The organism is Rhizobium sp. Root1203 (genome assembly GCF_001424945.1).
GTDB lineage: Bacteria > Pseudomonadota > Alphaproteobacteria > Rhizobiales > Rhizobiaceae > Rhizobium.
In genome coordinates, this window is the sequence record NZ_LMCW01000001.1 from 286,484 (window position 1) to 304,710 (window position 18,227).

Below are 18,227 nucleotides of genomic sequence, written 5' to 3' on the forward strand. Positions count from 1 at the left end.
GCGATGCAGACGAACTTCACGCTGGCCCAGCTTGCCGATCCCGATGTGGCGGAGTCCGAACAGATCCTGCGCAGATGCGTGCATTGCGGCTTCTGCACCGCGACCTGTCCCACCTATGTGACGCTCGGCAACGAGCTCGACAGTCCGCGCGGGCGCATCTATCTCATCAAGGACATGCTCGAGAACGGACGGGCCGCGGACGCCGAGGTCGTCACCCACATCGACCGCTGTCTGTCCTGTCTTGCCTGCGTGACCACCTGTCCCTCCGGCGTCGACTATATGCATCTCGTCGATCATGCCCGGGTTCATATCGAGAAGACCTACAAGCGTCCGTTCATGAATCGACTGACGCGCGGCGTTCTCGCGGCGGTCCTGCCGTATCCCGGCCGTTTCCGTCTGGCGCTCGGCCTGGCGCGTCTCGGAAGGCCGTTTGCGGGTCTGCTGCGGCGCAATCCGACGCTCAAGCCGTTTGCGGCGATGCTGGCACTGGCGCCACGCAGCATACCGGCCACCTCCGCCTATTCCACACCGGCAACCCATCGGGCCGCGGTCGAAAAGCGCGGGCGCGTCGCAATTCTCACGGGCTGCGCGCAGCCGGTGCTCGATCCTGGAATCAACGAGGCGACGATCGGGCTGCTCACCCGCCTCGGCGTGGAGGTCGTCGTCCCGCAAGGCGAGGTCTGCTGCGGCGCGCTTGTTCATCATATGGGAAAGGAACAGCAGGCCCTCGCGAGCGCGCGCGCCAATGTCGACGTCTGGACACGCGAGATCGAAACCGGCGGTCTCGACGCGATCGTCATCACGGCATCCGGTTGCGGCACGACCATCAAGGACTACGGCCACATGCTGCGCCTGGATCCGGCATACGCCGAAAAGGCGGCCCGCGTATCGGCGGCGGCAAAGGACATCACCGAATATCTTGCCACGCTCGATCTGCCCTCGCACATGCCGAAGGGCCTGACGGTCGCATATCACTCGGCCTGCTCGATGCAGCATGGCCAGAAGATCACGACGACACCGAAACTGCTCCTGAAGGCCGCGGGCTTTACCGTCCGCGATCCGGCCGAAGGCCATCTCTGCTGCGGTTCTGCCGGCACGTACAACATCATGCAGCCGGATATTTCCGAGGCGCTCAAAACGCGCAAGGTCAAGAACATCGAGGCGACGGTGCCTGACGTCATCGCGACCGGCAATATCGGCTGCATGACCCAGATCGCATCTGGAACGGCAATTCCGATCGTCCACACGGTCCAGCTGCTCGACTGGGCCTACGGCGGCAACATACCGGAAAAATTAAGAGATCTGCCGCTAGGTTAGCGCCGCCGGATGTCCGGCAGTCCCGGGAGTTCAGCAATGCGTCGCACAATCCTCGCGCTAACGGTTCTATGTGGAGCGACTGAGCTCGCTCATGCCGACAGCCGGTTCTTCTGTTCGGCAGATGACAAGGATGTGCGCTTTACGATTGAAAGCGGCTTCAAGGCGGACGAGGGGCATAAGCTCAATCATTTTCGCGGCGCCATCCAGGTCAAGAGCGCCGATGTCGCGCCGGCCTTCGGGAAGATCGTGTTCACGTCATCCAATCTGACGCACCACTGGTCGCATCGCGGTGAGCTGCGGCTCGAGATTTTCTACGATGGCGGCGATGAAGCGAGCGGGCAGACCTTGAACCTCGCGATAGCGGCCGAGCAGCCCGGAAAGTCCCCGGCGTTCTCCGGGAGCTACGAATTGGTGGTTGAAGGTGGCGCAAAGCCCGTCGTCGCCGGCGGCAAGGTCAGCTGCGGCTCCAAGTAGGCGGCCGACACGTCAGCCGCCACCGTTGTTGATCGTCGGGCTTCAGCCGCCGAATATCGTGCGCAGGACGTCGATGCCGCGGTCCTCGAAACTGACCTCGCCCTGCTTGTTGCCGGGACCGACGACGATGACCTTCGTACCGACAGGCGCGCGATCGTAGAGGTGCGTCACATCCGGGTTCATCATGCGGATGCAGCCTGAAGACATGTTGAGGCCGATCGTCCACGGCTGGTTGGTTCCATGGATCCGGAAGATCGTATCCCTGCCGCCCTGATAGAGGTACATGGCGCGTGCGCCGAGCGGATTGTCTTCGCCGCCTTCCTGAAATGCAGGAATGATATGGCCCTTCGCGGCTTCGCGGACGCGCATCTCGGCCGGTGGTGTCCAGCTCGGCCATTCAGCCTTGCGGCCGATTTTCACGACGCCTGACCAGCCGAAGCCCTCGCGACCCACACCGATGCCGTAGCGCGTCGCACGGTTCCCGCCTTCGACGAGGTAAAGATACTTGTGGTTGGTGTCGATGATGATGGTGCCCGGCGCTTCGGTCGTCAGCAGGCGGACGCGCTGGCGCTTGAATTGCGGCTTCACGGTTTTCGGCATCTGGGCCACGCGAACCACCGGAGTGCCCTGCGGGGCGGGTGTGTTCGGCTGAGCCATTGCGGCGGTAGAAAGCAAGGCGAGCATTAGCCCGGCGGCTGCAAGAGCCGTCGTCATTTTCGTCATATCTGATTCCCTCAAAGCAAAATCGGACCGAAGCTACCCGAACTTCGACCCGATTCAAGGTGTTGGATGCCGATTGGAGCCATTTCGGCGCCGGGCAGCGTCTATTCTTGCTCCGTGGCAGTATTGCCCGTCCGACTACATGACGATTACGCGCGTTCCGACTTTTACGCGCTCGTAAAGGTCAACGACGTCTTCATTGCGCAGCCGGATGCAACCGGACGAGACAGCGCTGCCGATCGTCCACGGCGCATTGGTGCCGTGGATGCGGTAGAGCGTCGAGCCGAGATACATGGCGCGGGCGCCAAGCGGGTTCTCCGGGCCGCCATCCATCCGCGCCGGAAGATAGTGCCCCTTTGCAGCTTCTCGGCTTACCATCTCGGAAGGCGGTGTCCAGTCGGGCCATTCCGTCTTGCGGGTGATCTTGTGCGCGCCCGCCCATTCGAAGCCGGGCTTGCCGACGCCGACGCCGTAGCGCCGCGCCTTGCCGCCGTCCATGACGAGATAGAGGAAGCGGTTGTTGGTATCGATGACGATTGTGCCGGGACGTTCCCTGGTCTCGTAACCGACGATCTGCGGCAGGAATTGCGGCTCGAGCCGCTGGCGGATCACGGGAACCCCGGGATTGATCGCCGAGACCCGCTGGGTGAGCGCAGGAGGGAAGCGTCGAACGGCGCGCGGGGCGAAAAGGCCGCGCTGCTGCACCGGGCGCTGGTAAACGACGGGGCGCACCTTGCCGCCGCCGAGCTGCATGATCCAGGGGGCAGCGAGGTCTGGGCTGAGCACGACAGGCGGACGCGTCGCATAACGGTCGTCGCCAAGGGCGGCCGTGGAGAAGACGCCGAGCAGGGCTGCGGCGAGCAATACGGATTTCATCATCGGACGGACTCTCTACAAATGGCCGAAAATGCGCTGGCGGCACACACCGCCTGCAATCATGCTGCCACCGCGCTCGCCAGCGAATGGTAAATTCGAATTCACTAAAGGCCAAAGGGTCGAATAAACTTTTCGTCAGGGTTATCGTTCGGTTTGGAAACAGGGTTTCTAAGTGGTAAAGCCGGAATCGCAGCGGAGAAACGAAGCGGACCCCATGAGCGAAACAGGCATCATCATCGGCGACGACGGCAAGCATCGTTGTCATTGGCACGCCAATCTGCCGGATTACATGCGCTATCACGACGAGGAGTGGGGCCGGCCCGTCACCGACGACATCCGCCTGTTCGAGAAGGTCTGCCTGGAGGGTTTCCAGTCGGGCCTTTCCTGGCTGACGATCCTGCGCAAGCGCGAGAATTTCCGCGCCGCCTTCGCCGGCTTCGATTTCGAGAAAGTCGCGCTGTTCGACGATGCCGATATCGAACGTTGCCTCGCCGATTCCGGCATCGTGCGCCACCGCGGCAAAATCGTCTCGACCATCAACAATGCCGGGCGCGCGATCGAGCTCAGACGGGAATTCGGTTCGCTTGCGCGTTATTTCTGGAGCTTCGAGCCTGGCCACAACGAACGCCCTGGCGTGGTCGACCGCGCCGTGATCATGGCCAACCCCACCACGCCGACCTCGGTACTCATTTCCAAGAATCTGAAGAAGCGCGGCTGGACCTTTGTCGGTCCGACCACAGTTTATGCCTTCATGCAGGCAATGGGTCTCGTCAACGATCATTTCGAAGGCTGCTTCTGCCGCTCGGAGGTAGAGGCGATGCGCGACGCGTTGGTACGTCCATGAGAAAGTCGATAGCGATGGCCGCGGCCCTGATGCTGCTGGCCGGCGCGGCAGCCGCCCAGACGCCCGACCTGCAGCCGGGCGAGCAGTTGGAGACGCTGCAGTTTCCAGCCGCGACGATGGAGCTGAAGGGCTGGACGAAATTCGGCAAGGGCCGCGTCTATACGCTGCCCGTCAAGGCTGGCCAGCATGTGAAAATAAGCTTCTCGACGAAGAGCAAGTTCGCCTTTCTCGCGATATTCGATCTTGCCGCCCCCGACGACGAGGCGGTCTTCGGCACGGACGAAGACGGGGAAACCTACAACATAACCGTGAAGAACAGCACCACCTGGCTGCTCCGTCCCTACTATTCGAAGGCCTCGCCGCGTCGCGGTCTTGGTGCGCCCTACAGCATTCTCGTGGAGCCGCAGGCAGCGGCGCCGCCGGCCCCTGCGGCGCCGGCCGAGGAACGCAAGCCATCGCCGCTCTTCCCGGCACGGCCCTAGGGAGATACTAGCCGAGGCTCTCGATCACGCTGCGCAACTCGCCGAAATGTTCGATCTTTCGAAACCGCGGCGCCCCGGTCGGTTCCTCGACATGCTCCAGCACCCAGGTCAGTTCGTGCGGCACGAAGACGCCGTAGCTTCCGGCAGCGATGGCCGGAACGATATCGGACTTCAGCGAATTGCCGACCATCATCGCCCGCTCCGGTCCGCCGCCGATCCTGGAGAAGATGCGCCGATAGGTGACGGCCGTCTTGTCGGATACGATCTCGACCGCGTGGAAGAAATCGCCGAGCCCGGATTGGGCGAGCTTCCTTTCCTGATCGAAGAGGTCGCCCTTGGTGATCATGACGAGCAGGTAGCTCTCCGACAGCGCCGCCAGCGTCTCCTGGACATGCGGCAGCGTGTCGACCGGGTGCGACAGGAGATCGCGGCCGGTGTCCAGAATGCGGGCGATCACCGCGGCCGGAATCTTGCCCTCGGTCACTTCGATCGCCGTCTCGATCATCGACAGCGTGAACCCCTTGATGCCGAAGCCGTAGTGCCGGAGATTGCGCTTCTCGGCTTCCAGCAACCGTTCCGAAATCTTCGGTCCCTCGGCGAAGTCGGACAGCAGCTCCGTGAAGTGGGCCTCGGTCAGCCGGTAGTACTGTTCGTTCTGCCAGAGCGTATCGTCAGCGTCGAAACCGATCGTTGTCAGGGTGCGGGTCGTCATCGGTCCTCTCCGGGGCATTCGACGTGAATCTATTCGATGGCCGCCGCGAAACAAGAGGATCGCGAGTGCCAATTGCATGCCCGCGGCCCCGTTGAAAAACCGGTATTGCGCGTTAAATCCAGATTGCCTCATCCATGCAGCCGCCCGGTTGCTCCTGTCATCCGCAGGCCAATAGCAAAAAATCGAAGTCACCGATCCGCCAGCCTCTGCTCGCGGCCCTCATAAGGAAACGTCGACCATGCGTTACAACCAGCTTGGAAATACGGGACTGTTCGTCTCTGAAATTTGCCTCGGTACCATGACTTTCGGCGCCGCCGACGCCGGCAGCCCCTGGGGCGCCATCGCCGACGTCGATCAGCAGGCCGCCGACCGGATCGTCGAGCGGTCGCTCGCAGCCGGCGTGAACTTCATCGATACCGCAGACGTCTATTCCTTCGGGGAGTCGGAAAGATTGCTTGGCCAGGCCCTGAAAAACGTCGGCGTCCCCCGCAAGGATGTCGTGATCGCCACAAAGGTCTACGGCGTCATGGGTGACAAGCCCAATGATCGCGGCGCCTCTCGCGGTCACATCATGGATTCCGTCGAAGCGAGCCTGGAGCGTCTGCAGACCGATCATATCGACCTCTACCAGATTCATGCCACCGATCCGGTGACGCCGATCGACGAGACGCTGCGGGCCCTGGACGATCTCGTGTCCCGGGGTCTCGTGCGCTACGTCGGCGTGTCCAATTGGCAGGCCTGGCGCATCGCCAAGGCGCTGGGGATCTCCGAGCGCCGGGGCTTTGCCCGCTTCGAGACGGTTCAGGCCTATTACTCGATCGCCGGGCGCGATCTCGAACGCGACATCGTGCCGTTGATGCAGGAGGAAAAGCTCGGTCTGATGGTCTGGTCGCCGCTGGCCGGTGGACTTCTCTCGGGCAAATACGGGCCGGGTGCACCCGGCAACGGCGAGGGTCGCCGCGCGACGTTCGATTTTCCGCCGGTGGACACGGATCGCGCCTGGGCTTGCGTTGCCGCGATGCGCGAGATTGCGGCTAAACACGGGGTCGGCGTCGCCACCGTGGCACTCGCCTACATTCTCGCCAAGCCGTTCGTCACCACCGTCATCATCGGTGCCAAGCGCGTCGAGCAGTTGGACCAGAATCTGGCGGCGGTCAGCCTGACGCTCGACGCGGACGACCTGACGAAGCTTGACGAGGTAAGCGCCCTTGCACCGGAATATCCGGGCTGGATGCTTTCACGACAGGGCAGCGGGCGGCGCCCGGCGCCATTCGACCCCAAGGCCTGACAATGTGGGATGCCGGCGTGAATGCGCCGGCATCCCACATTGATGTGTTCACTTGCCGCGAGCTTTCAGCCAGGCTTGCATCTCGGCGATTTCCGCCTCCTGCGCCTTGATCACGCCCTCTGCCAGCTTGCGGATTTCCGGGTCCTTGCCGTATTCGAGTTCGATCCTGGCCATGTCGATGGCGCCCTGGTGATGGGGGATCATGCCGCGCACGAAGTCGACGTCCGGATCGCCGCTGTACTCGATCATCATGTCCTTGTGCATCTTGGTGTTTGCCTCCGTGAAGGCATGACTGGACGCACTGTGATTGCCCATCGGCTTGGTCATGTCCATCTGCATGTCCTCCGCCACGGCGGGCACTGTCGATAGGACCAAGCTTGCAACAAAGGCACGGATATGAAGAGACATCGATTTTCTTCCTCAGCCTGACAAATGGAATTCGATCGGCAGAAACAGGTGTGAGACGAGCAGCCGCAGGCGTCGCCCCGTATCCGGTTTCAGAGTTTCGCCGCCTTGCGCAGCGCATCGTTGATCCGGCCCTGCCAGCCCTTGCCGGTTGCCTTGAAGGCATCGATCACATCGGGATCGAGCCGCAACGAAATCTGCCGCTTCGGCATCTCGACGGCAGGCCGGCCGCGCGAACGGCGAATGCTCTCGGCAAGTTCGGGAAAGACCTCGGCAAAGGGCCGGGCGTTTTTGAAATCCTCTTCGGTCCATTCTGGATTGTCGGAAACATCATCCCAATCCTGCTTGGAATAGCCTCGACCTTCTCGAAATTCGGCCTGACCTTCAATTTTCCTGGATGTCATTCAACAGCCTCCTTTCGCTCTTGCGCGCGGGTCTCATCGAAACAATCGCCACCCCTTCGATGCCCAACCTGGCAAAGATGACGGCGATCGTTCCATCGGCAAAACGTCCGATCGCCATGATGCGTCCCTGTTTTGCCGGCCTCAGAATTGCGACCAGAAAGAAAGCGACATCCAGATCGGCAAAATCGAGCCCATGCTTGTCACGATTTGCGAGCCGTTTCGGCTCATCCCAGACAATTTCCATAGTCAGAATACCGCAAAATAAAAGTGATACAATAAATCTTTGATTGCATCGACAGTACCCTGCAATTCAATAGGCGGCAATCACCCGGTGGACGATCTGGTAGTCGGCGCTTTCCTCGCCGATCGGCACCACTGGCCATGACCACCAGGCTTTCGCCGGCGGCGGCGCAACGCCGTGCAGCAGGTCGGCTTCGTCATGGACCTTGCCGGTGCGGTCGATGACGGCGTAGGAAATATCGGTGAGAAGATAGGTTCGGCAGGGCAGGGCGGTCAAATCGGCAAGATGGGCGCCGATCAGCCGTGCGACGGTATCGCCGGGCATCCGGCCTTGTTCCTCGGCCTCGAAGCGCCGCATCACGCCACGGCCGATCTGCGACAGGAGGTTGGCGGAGACGACGAAATCGAGATAGGGAACGCTGCGCAGAAAGCCGAGCGGCTCGGGCGCGTTGCCGGTCGTCAGCTTGTCATAGCCGGCCAGTTCGTCATAGCCGGAAAGGTCGCGCTCGATTGGCCGGACATTGCGATAGCCCCTCAGCTTGAGCCACAGCCGCACCGACGCGAGATGCACGAGATCGACGAGCACGACCGTATCGAAGGCCTCCGCGAGTTCCTTGATCGGAACGTCGCGAAGCAGTCCGGAGCCGAGAACGACCGCCGTCCGCTTCTGGCGAAGACCTGCCATCGCTTGCAGGATTGCGTTGCGGCTGTTCTGTTCGTGCTCGGCCCACGGCCCGCTGCAGCGTCCGGCGCGCGACCAGAGATTGACAGAGTATCGGATGAATTTGCGGTGCGCCTTTTGCGTCACCGGCACGGTCGCGGCATAGACAAGCGCCTCGGCAATCATGATGTAGCTCCCGCCATTCGATCCCAATCCTTCGATCAATCGATTCTGTGTCCCGGATCAAGGGCCTTCGCCCTTGCCGCACCGGGCCCAATCCGCTAGGAAACCGCCACTGTCACAGTGAGCGGAAGACGTTGGAAATGAACGACAAGCAGAAGAAACCACAAAAGCTCAAGGCCAGGCTTCCCCGCGGCTTCGTCGATCGCTCGGCGGCCGATATTCGCGCCGTCAACGAGATGACCGCGAAGATCCGCGAAGTCTATGAGCACTATGGTTTCGATCCTGTCGAGACGCCGCTGTTCGAATACACCGATGCGCTCGGCAAGTTCCTGCCGGATGCCGACCGGCCCAACGAAGGCGTCTTTTCGCTGCAGGACGACGACGACCAGTGGATGTCGCTGCGCTACGACCTGACGGCGCCGCTCGCCCGCCACGTGGCGGAAAACTTCAACGAGATCCAGCTTCCCTACCGCACCTATCGCGCCGGTTATGTCTTCCGCAACGAAAAGCCCGGCCCGGGCCGTTTCCGCCAGTTCATGCAGTTCGATGCCGATACAGTCGGCGCGCCGGGCGTCCAGGCCGATGCCGAAATGTGCATGATGATGGCCGATACGCTCGAAGCCCTCGGCATCCGACGCGGCGACTACGTCATCCGCGTCAACAACCGCAAGGTTCTCGACGGCGTGCTGGAAGCGATCGGCCTCGGCGGCGACGACAAGGTGGGCCAGCGGCTCAACGTCCTGCGCGCCATCGACAAGCTCGACAAGTTCGGCCCCGAGGGAGTTGCTCTCCTGCTCGGCCCCGGCCGAAAGGATGAGTCGGGTGATTTCACCAAGGGCGCCGGTCTTAATGAACAGCAGATTTTGCGTCTATTGACATCCTATCTCGGGACAAGCTTCCGAAGTGGATCTATTGAGACGACAGAAAAGGCTCTTGCTGCCGGGGAAAGCTCGCCGATCTTTAATTTCGAAGGAGAAGACACTTTTCCTGATGATGCCATGACGTTTGGGTTTTGGCATCAAGCCGTCGAAGGTTCCTCTTCAGGTGGCGAGGGTGTGGCTGAGCTAGAACTGATGGCGGGAATATGTCGCGCAGCTGGCTATGGCCCGGGTCGAATTTTCTTTGATTCATCCGTCGTCCGCGGCCTCGAATACTACACTGGCCCCGTCTACGAAGCCGAGCTCCTGTTCGACGTGACCAACGAAAAGGGCGAGAAGGTGGTCTTCGGCTCCGTCGGCGGCGGTGGGCGTTACGACGGTCTCGTCTCACGGTTCATGGGCCAGCCCGTTCCGGCGACCGGCTTCTCCATCGGCGTCTCCCGCCTGATGACGGCACTGAAGAACCTCGGCAAGCTTGGCCAGAGCGACGTCATCGAGCCGGTTCTGGTCACGGTCATGGACGGCGACGTCGAGGCGATGGGCCGCTACCAGCGCATGACGCAGGAGCTGCGCGCTGCCGGCATCCGCGCCGAAATGTACCAGGGCAACTGGAAGAAGTTCGGCAACCAGCTGAAATACGCCGACCGCCGCGGCTGCCCGGTCGCCATCATCCAGGGCGGCGACGAACGCGCCACGGGCGTCGTCCAGATCAAGGACCTGATCGAGGGCAAGCGCCTGTCCGGAGAGATCGAGGACAACGCCAGCTGGCGCGAAGCCCGCGTTGCGCAGGAAACCGCTCCAGAGGCCGATCTTGTCGCCAAGGTGAAGGAAATCCTGGCCGCGCAGGCTGAGGACCGGAATCGAGCTGGGGCAAAGCCGTGAGTGCGACCGGCGACGATTTTCCCTTCTCCCCTCGGGGAGAAGGTGGCCGGAAGGGCCGGATGAAGGGGCGGCACGGCATGGTTTGTCCTTCGCTGGCCGCTCAGGACGTCAGTCGTTTACACTCATCGTCCCCCTCATCTGCCCTGCCGGGCATCTTCTCCCCGCGGGGGAGAAGCGGGAGCTCGACACCATGCCCCTGATCAACCTCCCCGACTTTGCCGACGAGTTGCTGTCGGAATTCACCGCGCGCCGCACGGAGCGGGTCGATACGCCTGTCATCCAGCCGGCTGAACCCTTCCTTGATATTGCCGGCGAAGACCTTCGCCGCCGCATCTTCATGACCGAGAGCGAGACGGGCGCGAGCCTGTGCCTGCGACCCGAGTTCACCATCCCCGTCTGCCTGCAGCATATCGAGACCGCGACCGGCACGCCCAAGCGCTATTCCTATCTTGGCGAAGTCTTCCGCCAACGGCGTGAAGGCGGCAGCGAATTCTATCAGGCGGGCATCGAGGATCTCGGCGATATCAACATCTCGAGCGCCGATGCGCGTGCGATCGGGGATGCGACCGGTATTCTCTCGCGTCTTCTGCCTGGAAAGCGCCTCTCGGTGACGCTCGGCGATCAGGCGGTCTTCGAAGCCGTCGTCCAGGCTCTCGGCCTGCCGCTCGGCTGGCAGAAGCGCCTGATCCACGCCTTCGGCAACATGATCCAGCTGGAAACGCTGCTGGCAAGCCTCGTCAGTCCCCAATTCGTCACCGGCCTCGACGACGATGTCGCCCGCCTGGTTGGCGCCGACGACGAGACGGCCCTGGTGGCCCATATCGACGCGACCATGCACCGGACCGGCTATTCCTCCAACGCCAGCCGTTCGCCCCAGGAAATCGCGCGTCGCCTGAAGGAGAAGCTTATCCTCTCCGAGACCCGCCTCGACGACGCGGCGTTCGGCGTGCTGGAAAGCTTCCTGTCCCTCAACGTGCCGCTCATCAATGCTTCCGCGGCCCTTTCGGGTTTTGCCGATGCGGCGGGTCTCAAGCTTGGAAACGCGCTTTCGCGGTTCGACGGTCGCGTGGCGGCACTTGCAAACGCTGGCGTCGATCTTTCCGTGATCGATTATCGCGCTGCGTTCGGCCGTCCGCTCGACTACTATACCGGCCTTGTCTTCGAGATCGGCGTGGAAGGTTCGCAGCAGGTTCTGGCCGGCGGTGGCAGGTTCGACAGGCTGATGACCCTCCTCGGCGCCAAGGATCGCATTCCGGCCGTCGGCTTTTCACTCTGGCTGGATCGCATCGAAACCGAGAGGACCGCCCGATGACCATTACCATCGCGCTCCCCTCCAAGGGCCGTATGAAGGAAGACGCTTCTGCCATCTTCGAACGCGCCGGCATGCCGATCATGGCCGTCGGCAACGATCGCTCCTATCGGGGCCGGGTCGAGGGCTGGGATGATGTCGAAGTCGCATTCATGTCCGCGTCGGAAATCTCGCGCGAGATCGGAAACGGCACCGTCGATTTCGGCGTCACCGGCGAGGACCTGATCCGCGAAGGTCTCGCGGAAGCCGACAAGCGCGTGGAATTCTGCGCCCGCCTCGGCTTCGGCCACGCCGATGTCATCGTCGCCGTACCCGAGATCTGGCTCGATGTCGATACGATGGCCGACCTGGGGGATGTCGCCGGCGACTTCCGCGCCCGCCATGGCCGTCGCCTGGCCATCGCCACGAAATACTGGCGCCTGACGCAGCAGTTCTTTTCCAGCCAGCACGGCATCCAGCTTTATCGCATCGTCGAGAGCCTGGGTGCTACGGAGGGCGCGCCGGCATCCGGTTCGGCTGACATCATCGTCGACATCACCTCGACGGGCTCGACCCTCCGGGCGAACCATCTGAAGGTTCTCTCCGATGGCGTCATCCTGCGTTCGGAGGCTTGCCTGGTGCGCGCCCGCAAGGAGAGCCACGCCGATCAGCCGTCGGTCGCACGGCTGATCGACGCCGTTCGCGCCGCGCTGTAATGGGCGGCGAGGACGACAACATCATTTCGCTTTACGAGCGCAACGCCGTGGCATTCGACGAACTTCGCGGCCGCAATCTGTTCGAAAGGCCATGGCTGGACCGGTTCACCTCACTCGTGCCGCCACGCGGCGATATTCTCGACCTTGGCTGCGGTGGAGCGGAGCCGATTGCAGCCGACCTGATCCGTGACGGCTTTCGTGTCACGGGGGTCGATGCGTCGGAGACGCTGATTGGTCTCTGCCGCCAGCGCTTTCCCGATCGGTCCTGGTTCGTCGCCGATATGCGGGAATTCTCTCTGCCGGCGAAGTATAACGGCATTCTCGCCTGGCACAGTTTCTTCCACCTGAACCAGAACGACCAGCGGGCGATGTTCCCGCGCTTCGCAGCGCTTGCGGCACCCGGTGCGGCGCTGATGTTCACGTCAGGCCATTTCGACGGCGTGGCGATGGGCGAGTTCGCCGGCGAGCCGCTCTATCACGCCAGCCTGTCGTCCGAGGAGTATACAGCGCTGCTGTCGGAAAATGGCTTTGCGGTCGTCGCGCAGATGTCGCAAGATCCGCAATGCGGCGGCGCGACGGTATGGCTCGCGAAGCGGATATCATAGTCCGGAATCGGTCAATGGCGGCATCCGCCCCGTCAGAAGGGATGAGGCATGCGCATCACCGGACAATGCCATTGCGGTCACGTGACCTACCAGGCGGTGATTGACGCGCTTGCGGTCGGTATCTGCCATTGCACCGATTGCCAGCGGCTGACCGGCTCGCCATTTCGCGTAACGGCGCGGGTCGGTCGGGATGCCATCCAGCTCACAGGCAATCCGCCAAATATCTATCGCAAGCGCGGCGACAGCGGCCGAATCCGCGAGCAGCACTTCTGCCCGCGATGCGGCTCTCCGCTTTTCACAACAGGTGAGGGGGAGGACGCGGATGTCTGGGGCATTCGCTGGGGCAGCATCGACCAGCGCGCCGAACTCGAACCCCGCAGGCAGGTCTGGTGCAGTTCGGCCGTGCCGTGGCTGCCCGATATCGCAGCGCTTCCCGGCGCAGAGGGCGATGGGTGAACGAACGAAAAAACCCGCCGTCTGGTGACGGCGGGTCGTATGCTTGGGAAGAAGCTCCTATCGCTTAGGCAGCGACATAGGCGCCGCGGCGTGCGTCGAGCGAGTAGACGCCCGGGCCGACGATGGCGAGGAAGATGTAGGCGCCGGCCAGCGTGAAGTTCTTCATGACCATGATCTGGTTGAGGGCATTGATCCAGCCGTTTGCCGCGGCAGGGAAATCAGGAACGTTGACGGCCGGCAGGTGGAAGACCAGCGCGGTGAAAATGCAGAAGGCAGCCAGCAGGAAGCCGATGATCTTGGTCTGGTAGCCGAGCAGGACTGCAAGGCCGGTCACCAGCTCGAACGCGCCGGCGAGATAGGCGAGGGCCGCAGAGGCCGGAAGGCCCGCACCGGCGATCATGCCGGCGGTACCTGCAGGATCCGTGAGCTTGCCGAAGCCTGCCATGATGAACATGAAGGAGAGCAGCACGCGGGCGACGAGAATAGCGATGTTGTTGGTATTCGACATGGGACGGTGTCTCCGGTTGAACGGTGGTTAAGGTCTTGTGCCCCCGGCACTGTCGACCTCGGATGACACGTTGTCGCCTTTTTTCCTCGTCTTGGAAAGATAAACGAACGCAGACGCTTTGTTCGCAATTGTTGAACGAACAATCCGGACGGCCGCAGCTTGTCATGACTAGCCGCCCCCTTCTATGGTCGGCCGCCGAAACCCGGAGAACACGATGGCAGACCTTTCCGCATTCCCGATTACTAGCCGCTGGCCGGCCGAAAATCCCGATATCATCCAGCTCTATTCGCTTCCGACACCGAACGGCGTGAAGATTTCGATCGCGCTCGAAGAGCTCGGCTTGCCATACGAGGCGCATCTGATCTCGTTTGGTACCAATGACCAGAAGTCTCCGGAGTTCGTGTCGCTCAACCCGAACGGCCGTATCCCTGCCGTCATCGATCCCAACGGACCGGACGGAAAGCCGATCGGCCTCTTTGAATCGGGGGCAATCCTGCTTTATCTCGCGGAGAAAACCGGCAAGCTCATTCCTGCGGATGCGGCCGGCCGCTACGAGACGATCCAGTGGGTGTTCTTCCAGATGGCCGGCATCGGCCCGATGCTGGGACAGTTCGGCCACTTCCACAAGTTCGCTGCGGACAAGGTGGCGAACAATTCCTATCCCGTGGAGCGATATCGCGACGAGGGGAAACGCCTTCTCGGCATTCTGGAGGAAAGGCTGAAGGGCCGCCAATGGATCATGGGTGATCTCTACACGATTGCCGATATCACCACATTTCCCTGGATCCGCGGCGCCGACGTCTTCTATGGCGGCAGGGAGATATTGGAGTACGCGAAGTTTCCGGCCGTCATGGACTGGCTGGAGCGTTGCATCGCGCGCCCGGCCAGCGAAAAGGGGCTCAACATTCCCGCGCGTCCTGCCTGATCGCGCCCTGCCTGACACGGTCGATCAGAGAAAGCCAGCCTCGCGGCCGGCTTTCTCTCCAAGCACCTACTGGCGACGGGCGAAAGCGCCGCCGACATTGTTCTTGAGGCGTGGAAAGACGAACATGCCAAGCATGCTGCCGCCATACCCGTCTTCATAGCCGTTGGATTCACCCATGCAGAACAGCGGCTGGCGATATCCGTTCGGCATGGTGATCGTCGTCGAAAAACAGAAGGACGCCGACAGTGTCGCGGCCTGTTCGAAGATTTCCAGGATGCGATTGTGATCGCTCCGGTCATAGCAGCGCATCAGGCTCAGAAGGCCGCATTCCGGCGTCGACAAGCCGTGAAGTTTGGCGCTGCGCTCCTTGAGGCTGATCACCCCGCTGGAAAAATCCCCGACCCATGTTTCAGCGACGGAAAATTGAGCGAGCATCTCAGGGTCGTTGTCGTTGAGTTCCAGCGATCCCGGCAGATGTGTAGCGGTAGCGGTGGTCTTGGCGATTTTGAACAATTTTTTCCCCATTTTGGGGGCAGCATTCCCCTGCTGCGCTCCCGACAAATATGGACAGATTTATGCCACCCGTGCGTCATGCTCGGGGGAGCCCGGAAAAGGGGGTATGGACGATCGGTTCCTTTTTGGCGGCACCGCGCCCACTTTTCCGGAAGAAAATAAACAACTTATAATTTATATATTGAAAATATATTTCTGAGTTTGACGACATCGCCGCGTGATCGAGATGGCCTGTAATGCAGGAATCTCGCTGTCCAACGAGGCGTGAAACGCAGCGCGGATTTATAGGAATTTTTTCGCAAACGGCAATCGCTTTTTGCACGCCCACGTTTTGTCCGGGCAATGCGCCACCTGGGCGAAATCACGCAGAATTTCAAAAAAATCGCTAAATAACCAAGAAATAATGAAATGAAAACGATTGCAGCAGCCATCAAACCCGACAAGCCCTCACAATCGGACGCTATCTTCAAAATATCCAGCGTTGAAAAAAAGCGCGACGTAGCAAGCCTGGCGCAAGTTTGGCGTCGGGCGAGTGCTTCTCCTCCGCTTGATGAAACGTTTACGCTCGAAGCGGAGGGAATTCCGGTTGCCGTGCCGGCGAATCGGACAATGAAAAAGGGCGGCCCGAAGACCGCCCTTTCCTGACTGAACCGGTGGTTCAGATGCGAGACCTCAGTCTCACATCATGTCCATGCCGCCCGTTCAGCGCGCTTGAGGCGCTGAACCATTCCGAGTGCATGGGCGAAGCTTTATGGGCATTCCTGCGATAGGCTTTCGCCTATCACATCATGTCCATGCCGCCCATGCCGCCCATGCCGCCAGGCATGCCGCCAGGAGCATCCTTCTTCGGCAGTTCGGCGATCATCGCTTCGGTGGTGATCAGCAGCGATGCGACAGAAGCAGCGTTCTGAAGAGCCGTGCGAACAACCTTGAGCGGGTCGACGATACCCATGACGATCATGTCGCCATACTCGGACGTCTGGGCGTTGTAGCCGTAGTTGTCCTGGTCCTTGTCGAGCACCTTGCCGACAACGATCGAGGCTTCGTCACCAGCGTTTTCAGCGATCTGGCGAACCAGCGACTGCAGGGCGCGGCGAACGATGTTGATGCCGGCTTCCTGGTCGTCGTTCACACCCTTTGCGGTGATCTTCGTCGAAGAGCGCAGGAGAGCGATACCGCCGCCGGGGACGATGCCTTCCTGAACGGCAGCGCGCGTCGCGTTGAGGGCGTCGTCGATGCGGTCCTTCTTTTCCTTGACTTCGATTTCCGTCGAACCGCCAACGCGGATGACGGCAACGCCGCCAGCGAGCTTGGCAAGGCGTTCCTGCAGCTTCTCGCGGTCATAATCGGAAGAGGTTTCTTCGATCTGAGCCTTGATCTGTGCAACGCGGCCTTCGATGTCGGACTTGGCGCCAGCGCCGTCGACGATCGTGGTGTTTTCCTTCGAGATCGAAACCTTCTTCGAACGGCCGAGCATGTCGAGCGTTACGGATTCGAGCTTGATGCCGAGGTCTTCGGAGATGACCGTACCGCCGGTCAGGATCGCGATGTCTTCGAGCATTGCCTTGCGGCGATCGCCGAAGCCGGGAGCCTTGACGGCAGCAATCTTCAGGCCGCCGCGGAGCTTGTTGACGACGAGCGTCGCAAGAGCTTCGCCTTCGACGTCTTCAGCGATGATGAGGAGCGGCTTGCCGGTCTGAACGACGGCTTCGAGAACCGGGAGCATCGACTGCAGGTTCGAGAGCTTCTTCTCGTGGAGGAGAATGAAGACGTCTTCGAGGTCTGCGATCATCTTTTCCGGGTTGGTCACGAAGTACGGGCTGAGGTAGCCGCGGTCGAACTGCATGCCTTCGACGACTTCGAGTTCGGTTTCGGCGGTCTTGGCTTCTTCAACCGTAATGACGCCTTCGTTGCCGACGCGCTGCATGGCTTCAGCGATGTCGAGACCGACCTGCTTGTCGCCGTTTGCGGAAATCGTGCCGACCTGTGCGACTTCTTCCGAGGTGGAGATCTTCTTGGCCTTGGCCTGGAGATCCTTCACGACGTCTGCAACGGCGAGGTCGATGCCGCGCTTCAGGTCCATCGGGTTCATGCCGGCTGCAACAGCCTTGTTGCCTTCGCGAACGATCGCCTGGGCAAGAACGGTTGCGGTCGTGGTGCCGTCGCCGGCGATGTCGTTGGTCTTCGAAGCAACTTCGCGGACCATCTGGGCGCCCATGTTCTCGAACTTGTCTTCAAGTTCGATTTCCTTGGCGACCGAAACGCCGTCCTTGGTGATGCGCGGAGCGCCGAAGGACTTGTCGATGATGACGTTGCGACCCTTCGGGCCGAGCGTTACCTTCACTGCGTCAGCGAGAATGTCGACGCCACGCAGCATCTTTTCGCGCGCGGTGCGGCCAAACTTGATTTCTTTAGCTGCCATGATTGAAACTCCTGAATTCGAGTTGTCCGGGTTTTAGACCCGTCGGCTATGTCGGAAAGGCAGTCGGCTGATCAGCCGATGATGCCCATGATGTCGGCTTCCTTCATGATCAGAAGGTCTTCGCCGTCGATCTTGACTTCGGTGCCGGACCACTTGCCGAACAGAACGCGGTCGCCAGCCTTGACGTCGAGAGCGACGACCTTGCCGGACTCGTCACGAGCGCCGGAACCGACGGCGACGATTTCGCCTTCCTGCGGCTTTTCCTTAGCGGTGTCGGGAATGATGATGCCGCCCTTGGTCTTGGCTTCGGACTCAACGCGGCGAACGACGACGCGATCGTGAAGGGGGCGGAAGTTGGTGCTTGCCATTGTCTAATCCCTCGATCAAATGACACTCGCGGGCCGAAACGGCCCGCACGGATGGATGTT

23 protein-coding genes are annotated in these 18,227 nt (G+C 61.4%); 12 read left to right on the forward strand and 11 right to left on the reverse strand.

All coding sequences use genetic code 11. The features are described 5' to 3' along the window. The first annotated feature begins 3 nt into the window (after positions 1-3). Complete coding sequence (gene glcF, locus ASC97_RS01430) at positions 4-1,317, forward strand: glycolate oxidase subunit GlcF (RefSeq protein ID WP_057466570.1); 1,314 nt, start codon at positions 4-6, stop codon at positions 1,315-1,317. A gap of 36 nt (positions 1,318-1,353) precedes the next feature. Next, the gene (locus ASC97_RS01435; RefSeq protein WP_057466571.1) at positions 1,354-1,791 is read left to right on the forward strand and encodes a hypothetical protein; all 438 of its coding nucleotides are present in this window, start codon (positions 1,354-1,356) and stop codon (positions 1,789-1,791) included. A gap of 42 nt (positions 1,792-1,833) precedes the next feature. Here ASC97_RS01435 and ASC97_RS01440 read toward each other — a convergent pair whose 3' ends face one another. Continuing rightward, the gene (locus tag ASC97_RS01440) at positions 1,834-2,514 is read right to left on the reverse strand and encodes a L,D-transpeptidase (RefSeq protein WP_057466572.1); all 681 of its coding nucleotides are present in this window, start codon (positions 2,512-2,514) and stop codon (positions 1,834-1,836) included. Positions 2,515-2,649: 135 nt separating this feature from the next. Next, complete coding sequence (locus tag ASC97_RS01445) at positions 2,650-3,390, reverse strand: L,D-transpeptidase (protein ID WP_057466573.1); 741 nt, start codon at positions 3,388-3,390, stop codon at positions 2,650-2,652. 211 nt (positions 3,391-3,601) lie between these two features. Between ASC97_RS01445 and ASC97_RS01450 the strand changes: the two genes are divergently transcribed. Further along, on the forward strand, positions 3,602-4,231 hold the full coding sequence (locus tag ASC97_RS01450; RefSeq protein WP_057466574.1) for a DNA-3-methyladenine glycosylase I: 630 nt from the start codon (positions 3,602-3,604) through the stop codon (positions 4,229-4,231). After that, entirely contained in the window at positions 4,228-4,713 is a 486-nt protein-coding gene (locus tag ASC97_RS01455) for a hypothetical protein (RefSeq protein ID WP_057466575.1), read from the forward strand. Before ASC97_RS01450 ends, ASC97_RS01455 begins: the two co-directional genes overlap by 4 nt. A gap of 7 nt (positions 4,714-4,720) precedes the next feature. Here the strand turns inward: ASC97_RS01455 and ASC97_RS01460 are convergent, their stop codons facing one another. Then, a complete protein-coding gene (locus ASC97_RS01460) occupies positions 4,721-5,425 on the reverse strand; it encodes an HAD family hydrolase (RefSeq protein WP_057466576.1) in 705 nt (234 codons plus the stop codon). A gap of 238 nt (positions 5,426-5,663) precedes the next feature. On the opposite strand from ASC97_RS01460, the gene ASC97_RS01465 reads away from it, so the two are divergent. Continuing rightward, a complete protein-coding gene (locus tag ASC97_RS01465; RefSeq protein WP_057466577.1) occupies positions 5,664-6,713 on the forward strand; it encodes an aldo/keto reductase in 1,050 nt (349 codons plus the stop codon). A gap of 48 nt (positions 6,714-6,761) precedes the next feature. On the opposite strand, the gene copM is transcribed toward ASC97_RS01465, so the two are convergent. The 4 genes from copM to ASC97_RS01485 all read right to left on the reverse strand — a co-directional run bounded on the left by copM (position 6,762) and on the right by ASC97_RS01485 (position 8,609). Then, positions 6,762-7,121 carry a CopM family metallochaperone gene (gene copM, locus ASC97_RS01470; RefSeq protein ID WP_057466578.1) on the reverse strand — a complete coding sequence of 120 codons (360 nt, stop codon included), beginning with the start codon at positions 7,119-7,121 and terminating at the stop codon, positions 6,762-6,764. 89 nt (positions 7,122-7,210) lie between these two features. Further along, positions 7,211-7,522, reverse strand: a complete 312-nt coding sequence (locus tag ASC97_RS01475; protein ID WP_057466579.1) for a BrnA antitoxin family protein — start codon at positions 7,520-7,522, stop codon at positions 7,211-7,213. Further along, positions 7,503-7,766, reverse strand: a complete 264-nt coding sequence (locus ASC97_RS01480) for a BrnT family toxin (protein WP_057466580.1) — start codon at positions 7,764-7,766, stop codon at positions 7,503-7,505. Before ASC97_RS01480 ends, ASC97_RS01475 begins: the two co-directional genes overlap by 20 nt. 66 nt (positions 7,767-7,832) lie before the next feature. Further along, complete coding sequence (locus ASC97_RS01485; protein ID WP_057466581.1) at positions 7,833-8,609, reverse strand: hypothetical protein; 777 nt, start codon at positions 8,607-8,609, stop codon at positions 7,833-7,835. A gap of 137 nt (positions 8,610-8,746) precedes the next feature. On the opposite strand from ASC97_RS01485, the gene hisS reads away from it, so the two are divergent. The 5 genes from hisS to ASC97_RS01510 all read left to right on the forward strand — a co-directional run bounded on the left by hisS (position 8,747) and on the right by ASC97_RS01510 (position 13,431). Continuing rightward, on the forward strand, positions 8,747-10,366 hold the full coding sequence (hisS, locus tag ASC97_RS01490; RefSeq protein WP_057466582.1) for a histidine--tRNA ligase: 1,620 nt from the start codon (positions 8,747-8,749) through the stop codon (positions 10,364-10,366). Between the two features lie 190 nt (positions 10,367-10,556). Further along, entirely contained in the window at positions 10,557-11,678 is a 1,122-nt protein-coding gene (locus ASC97_RS01495) for an ATP phosphoribosyltransferase regulatory subunit (protein WP_057466583.1), read from the forward strand. After that, positions 11,675-12,370 carry an ATP phosphoribosyltransferase gene (gene hisG / locus ASC97_RS01500; RefSeq protein ID WP_057466584.1) on the forward strand — a complete coding sequence of 232 codons (696 nt, stop codon included), beginning with the start codon at positions 11,675-11,677 and terminating at the stop codon, positions 12,368-12,370. The genes ASC97_RS01495 and hisG overlap by 4 nt, the downstream gene beginning before the upstream one ends. Continuing rightward, positions 12,370-12,975: a class I SAM-dependent methyltransferase gene (locus ASC97_RS01505; protein ID WP_057466585.1), complete on the forward strand. Its 606-nt coding sequence runs from the start codon at positions 12,370-12,372 to the stop codon at positions 12,973-12,975. The genes hisG and ASC97_RS01505 overlap by 1 nt, the downstream gene beginning before the upstream one ends. Positions 12,976-13,023: 48 nt before the next feature. Then, on the forward strand, positions 13,024-13,431 hold the full coding sequence (locus ASC97_RS01510) for a GFA family protein (RefSeq protein WP_057466586.1): 408 nt from the start codon (positions 13,024-13,026) through the stop codon (positions 13,429-13,431). A gap of 64 nt (positions 13,432-13,495) precedes the next feature. Here the strand turns inward: ASC97_RS01510 and ASC97_RS01515 are convergent, their stop codons facing one another. Further along, positions 13,496-13,939 carry a DoxX family protein gene (locus ASC97_RS01515; RefSeq protein ID WP_057466587.1) on the reverse strand — a complete coding sequence of 148 codons (444 nt, stop codon included), beginning with the start codon at positions 13,937-13,939 and terminating at the stop codon, positions 13,496-13,498. Positions 13,940-14,153: 214 nt separating this feature from the next. Here ASC97_RS01515 and ASC97_RS01520 point away from each other — a divergent pair, with 214 nt between their 5' ends. Continuing rightward, positions 14,154-14,864 (forward strand): glutathione binding-like protein, encoded by a 711-nt coding sequence (locus ASC97_RS01520; protein ID WP_057466588.1) that lies wholly within the window; start codon positions 14,154-14,156, stop codon positions 14,862-14,864. A gap of 66 nt (positions 14,865-14,930) precedes the next feature. Here the strand turns inward: ASC97_RS01520 and ASC97_RS01525 are convergent, their stop codons facing one another. Then, entirely contained in the window at positions 14,931-15,377 is a 447-nt protein-coding gene (locus tag ASC97_RS01525) for a hypothetical protein (RefSeq protein ID WP_113000845.1), read from the reverse strand. A gap of 408 nt (positions 15,378-15,785) precedes the next feature. On the opposite strand from ASC97_RS01525, the gene ASC97_RS01530 reads away from it, so the two are divergent. Continuing rightward, a complete protein-coding gene (locus ASC97_RS01530; protein WP_057466590.1) occupies positions 15,786-16,022 on the forward strand; it encodes a hypothetical protein in 237 nt (78 codons plus the stop codon). Between the two features lie 136 nt (positions 16,023-16,158). Here the strand turns inward: ASC97_RS01530 and groL are convergent, their stop codons facing one another. Together groL and groES are read right to left on the reverse strand one after the other, a co-directional pair. After that, positions 16,159-17,799: a chaperonin GroEL gene (groL, locus tag ASC97_RS01535; protein WP_057466591.1), complete on the reverse strand. Its 1,641-nt coding sequence runs from the start codon at positions 17,797-17,799 to the stop codon at positions 16,159-16,161. Between the two features lie 71 nt (positions 17,800-17,870). Continuing rightward, positions 17,871-18,167 carry a co-chaperone GroES gene (gene groES, locus ASC97_RS01540; protein WP_037059695.1) on the reverse strand — a complete coding sequence of 99 codons (297 nt, stop codon included), beginning with the start codon at positions 18,165-18,167 and terminating at the stop codon, positions 17,871-17,873. Positions 18,168-18,227: the final 60 nt, after the last annotated feature.